Raw genomic sequence first — 4,505 nt, forward strand, 5'->3', positions numbered from 1 at the left:
GCTATGGCACCAACCAAGTTTGGATCAAAACAATGTGACCATGCTTAAATTGCCTCCCTACTCACCTGAACTTAACCCTGCTGAACAGGTATGGCAGTACCTTAAACAGCATTGGTTATCTAATCGCTGTTTTGAGAGTTATGATGCGATTGTCGATGCGGCATGTGACGCTTGGAATGCATTGTGTAATGAGACTAACTTAATTAGGTCTATCACTCAGCGGGAGTGGTGTGATTTGAGTGTTATTTTTTAGAATTGGTATAAATTAAATACAGCGGTTGTTGTCTATTTACTGACAACTACAAAGGGCTAGCAAAAATAAGAGCCCCGACTTGGATCCAAGTCGGGGCTCTTTTAATAGGCTTTAACCAAAGGGCACTTGTAGACAGTTGCCGTTATTCTTTAATCGCCCTTGTAATGGTGTAGGTTTTACCTTGTTTGACTTTATCAGCGTTGCCAAAGACTTCGGTGAAAGCACGTTTCATAAATTGACGCAGACCGTTAATGGTCACCACATAGAAGCGGCCGCCGCTACGCATTTTGCTATAAGCATCCAGCAGGTATAAATAATGCTGCTCTTTACCCACTTTGGCTGGCAGGTTAGACATTACTAGGCTGAAATCTTTGTTGGGATCAACGTGATTGAAGCCATTTGATAAATGGACGTCCACATTGGTTAGACCGTTTTTCTCACAGTTACGACGGGCATACTCAACCGCCATAAAGTCCTTGTCAATAAGGGTATGTTGGCCTTGAGGACACTCTCTGGCTGCAGCCATGCCCAGCACCCCATAACCACATCCTAAATCAATTGAGTCATCATCCACTTGGAAGTCAACATGATCCAGTAGCATCAAGCTGCCAGCATCTAGCTTCTCTGGAGAGAAGATACCCCAAGTGGTGGTGAAGTGCATCGGCGCTCCGAGCACTTCTTGAGTAAACGCAATGTCTTCGCGCCAATGCTTGGCTTTTTGTAATAAATCAGCAGGAGGGGTGTGGGTCATGGTGTTGCCTTAACGAATAATGGGATTGTATGGTCATCTTAGAGTCTGCGAGCTGTTTGTGACTAGGTATATTCAGTGATTACCCAATCTACCAAGCCTTGGAAGTCATCAAAGGCTGCGGTTGGCTTTAGCTCACGAATGTCTTGGCCGTAATTATAACCGTAAGACAGACCTAGTGTGTCAATATTGGCGTTTTGACCGGCAAAAATGTCATTTTTTGAGTCGCCAATCATTACCGCATGCTCTGGGGCAGTCTGTAAGGTGCGACAAACATGACGTAGGGGCTCAGGATCTGGTTTCTTAGTGGGTAAGCTGTCGCCACCCAGCACTTCGGTAAATAATTCACTCCAGCCAAAAGACTCCAGAATTTTTGGCACAAACTGGCTCGGTTTATTAGTAACCAATGCTAGGGTGAAGCCCGCTTGCTTTAATTTTTTTAGGCCCTCGCTTACATTAGGATAGGCAACGGTATTGTCTCCACTTACTTTGGCGTAGGCGTCGAAAAAAACCTTTTCAGCATGGTCAGCCTCCTCTTTGCTTAACTGACCCTCTGCGACCTCTACAGAGCCAACCAGCGCACGTTCTACTAGCATACGTGACCCATTGCCCACCCAATTGCGGATGGTCTCGATAGGATAGGTAGATTTACCTAAGGTGGTCAGCATATTATTCGTGGCTTGTGCCAAATCAGGCACACTGTCGATTAAGGTGCCATCCAGATCAAAAATAAGCAGTTCTTTTTTTACAGCAGTCATAGTTATCTCGTAAAGCTAAAAGGTTATAAATATAGAAAGTTATAAATAAAGGTTAAATTAATCTACGTCTTTGTATTTTTCGTGATGTGCTTTTTTCATCTCAAGATAAGTGTCGTTGGCTCGGCATAAATCCCATTTTTGTTTAAATATTCTGGCCGACTCGGCTTTGATCGGATCTTCATCATCTCGAGGCAGCTCTTCTCGGCCATGCGAACCACTTTGACCTTTTTTATCGTCAGGCACGGGGCCTTTATATTTTTTGCCGCCCTTGTGATTGGCATAACGGCGGGCACGGGTATAGCCCATTTGTAAAAACTTGCGCGCCATATCGGCACCCACAAAATCCCCTTGGTCTAAATACTCTAGGAACATCTGATAAATTTTATCACTGCTCTCAGTGGCAACGTCAGGGGTGGCAAAGCGCCAATGTGGCAGAATTTCGGATTTATAAGGCTCAACCAACAGCACCCCTTGCTCACCACGGCCCACACGGTATAGCTCTGGGTGCTCGCGTAAGTTTAGCGATTTATAGTCTAGGCTGTAGTCAAATTCACGCATAACGACATCCACATTGCAGATTTGTAGATAGCAGATCTATAGACAAAGAAGGAAAGTCCTGTAAACAGTATAGCTGCCAAAAGCTAGCAGTAAATACCGACTCTGTAACTTGATGGCTAGCAAAGGGCTAATAAAAGGTTAGATAATGAGGGGGTTAGCGATAGGTATTAACAGAAGGGCAGGTAGCTGAGTTAACCTAAGGGTTGATCTTATTTTGTCACTTAGAGTAGGTTTAGGTTATAAACTTATAACGATAAAAATCATAGCCATAAAAAAACCCTCAAACTATATTAGCTCGAGGGTTATTTATGCTGTTAAGCAGTATACGGTATAAATATGGTGGCTCGAGGCAGAATCGAACTGCCGACACAAGGATTTTCAATCCTTTGCTCTACCAACTGAGCTATCGAGCCGTCTTTATGAGGTCGCTATTAAACTAAATATTTGATGACCTGTCAACCCTTTTTCTGAAAATAAATAAAAATAGTTGAAATAAAGGTCAAATATTCAGAATTAGCCGCTATTTTACCCGAATTAATTCATATTCGCTCATAATTCTATGAACTTGCTCGTCAACAGGCATAAATTGACGAACCCCTTTTTTAATCTCTTTATCGTATACCATTTTAATAAACTTGGCATCGATGCCGCGATTAACGTTTTCAGGATGCATCGCCAAATACTGCAGACGTTTGGTATCGGTCTGACCATCATCAAAGCAGCCAATCACTGCAATGGGCTTATCATTAAACATACCCACATACATCAGAGCACCCCGTTTAAAAGCGGTCTCAAAAAGGGCCAGCAGCGACTCGCTATCTTTTAGGTCCCCTATATTGGCATTTTCAGCAGTATAGAGCTTGGCAATACGCTCACGCAGCTCACCGTCATGAGTGGTCTCGCGCATAATAGGCGCGTCAAAAGAATTAATGGCAACAGCTTCTAATGGCATACTAACCTCCCAGAGGTTGAACTGTGAGTTTAAATAAAAAGGGGCTTAAATTAAATTTATATCAGTATTTTAGCAAACTATCTGCGTTTAAAGGGGCCATATATGGCTTAAAAGTATTACCTTTGCTATCATCAAGTGATGTTTGTTGTTTTTATCGCTATTTAGCGACTGTTAACGGGTATTGTTCTTTTATTAACCAACCAATTATTAACGAGCCAATTATTTATTAGTGAGCCTTACTGCCATGACTACTGAAATAAATTTAAATCCAGCCAATCGTCCCAATCGTGTTGCCAGCGTAGAGCGTAATACTGCTGAGACTCAAGTGAGCGTGACTGTCAACCTAGATGGAACAGGTCAGGGTAAAATTGACACGGGTGTGCCTTTTTTAGATCACATGCTAGACCAAATCAAACGTCACGGACTTTTTGATTTAGACATCACTTGTAAAGGCGATACTTATATCGATGACCACCACAGTGTGGAAGATACCGGAATTACTTTAGGTCAGGCGTTTGCAAAAGCTTTGGGTGACAAAAAGGGTATCCGTCGCTATGGCCACTTCTATGCGCCATTAGATGAGTCATTAACCCGTGCTGTGGTGGACATCTCTGGCCGTCCAGGTCTACACATGGACATTCCTTTTACCCGCTCACACGTGGGCACCTTTGATGTGGACTTATTTAGCGAATTCTTCTTTGGTTTTGTGAACCACGCTTGGATAACCGTACACTTAGACAACTTAAAAGGCAAAAACAGCCACCACCAAATCGAGTGTACTTTTAAAGCTTTTGCCCGTGCATTACGTATGGCGTGTGAATACGATGAGCGTGCGCTAAATACATTGCCGTCTACCAAAGAAGCGTTATAGTCTGCCTCGTAAATATTCTGCTTCATAAAAAGCTAAATAGGTAAAAGACTAGAAATAGAGACTGGAGGCGTAAAGCTTCCAGTCTTTTTTTACGCCAATTAAATTTACTCCCCCAAAGTCATAAAAGCCGTTTATAATTTATCACCAGTCGCCGTAAAACCACCCACTTCAGGGGGTGGATATAAGGCGACACACACTGTCGTAAGAAGTCGTTAAAGGGTTGTAAGCTAAAATTAATCTTGCCATACTAAGCATATGAAAACACTCAAGCTACGCATTAAAGACAACCACATAAAAGAGCTGAATCGTCTAAGCGGTTCAGTGAACTTCGTGTGGAACTATGTGAATGCACTTTGCTTTGAGCA

At 42.7% G+C, this 4,505-nt stretch carries 6 protein-coding genes and 1 tRNA gene; 2 read left to right on the top strand and 5 right to left on the bottom strand.

From position 1 onward, the window contains the following. Positions 1-253: transposase (locus A1019T_RS14020; RefSeq protein ID WP_208608057.1), on the top strand; the 253-nt coding region annotated here is incomplete at its 5' end. A 142-nt stretch (positions 254-395) separates the two neighbouring features. On the opposite strand, the gene A1019T_RS08830 is transcribed toward A1019T_RS14020, so the two are convergent. The 5 genes from A1019T_RS08830 to A1019T_RS08850 all read right to left on the bottom strand — a co-directional run bounded on the left by A1019T_RS08830 (position 396) and on the right by A1019T_RS08850 (position 3,269). Beyond that, on the bottom strand, positions 396-1,004 hold the full coding sequence (locus tag A1019T_RS08830) for a class I SAM-dependent methyltransferase (RefSeq protein ID WP_077451326.1): 609 nt from the start codon (positions 1,002-1,004) through the stop codon (positions 396-398). 62 nt (positions 1,005-1,066) lie between these two features. Continuing rightward, positions 1,067-1,759 (bottom strand): phosphoglycolate phosphatase, encoded by a 693-nt coding sequence (locus A1019T_RS08835; protein WP_077451327.1) that lies wholly within the window; start codon positions 1,757-1,759, stop codon positions 1,067-1,069. A gap of 57 nt (positions 1,760-1,816) precedes the next feature. Beyond that, positions 1,817-2,317 carry a DUF4385 domain-containing protein gene (locus A1019T_RS08840; protein ID WP_077451328.1) on the bottom strand — a complete coding sequence of 167 codons (501 nt, stop codon included), beginning with the start codon at positions 2,315-2,317 and terminating at the stop codon, positions 1,817-1,819. Positions 2,318-2,654: 337 nt separating this feature from the next. Continuing rightward, positions 2,655-2,730, bottom strand: a tRNA-Phe gene (locus tag A1019T_RS08845). 107 nt (positions 2,731-2,837) lie between these two features. After that, positions 2,838-3,269 carry a hypothetical protein gene (locus A1019T_RS08850; protein WP_077451329.1) on the bottom strand — a complete coding sequence of 144 codons (432 nt, stop codon included), beginning with the start codon at positions 3,267-3,269 and terminating at the stop codon, positions 2,838-2,840. 244 nt (positions 3,270-3,513) lie between these two features. Between A1019T_RS08850 and hisB the strand changes: the two genes are divergently transcribed. Next, entirely contained in the window at positions 3,514-4,140 is a 627-nt protein-coding gene (gene hisB / locus A1019T_RS08855; protein WP_077451331.1) for an imidazoleglycerol-phosphate dehydratase HisB, read from the top strand. Positions 4,141-4,505: the final 365 nt, after the last annotated feature.

It is taken from the genome of Psychrobacter piechaudii (assembly GCF_900162825.1).
GTDB lineage: Bacteria > Pseudomonadota > Gammaproteobacteria > Pseudomonadales > Moraxellaceae > Psychrobacter > Psychrobacter piechaudii.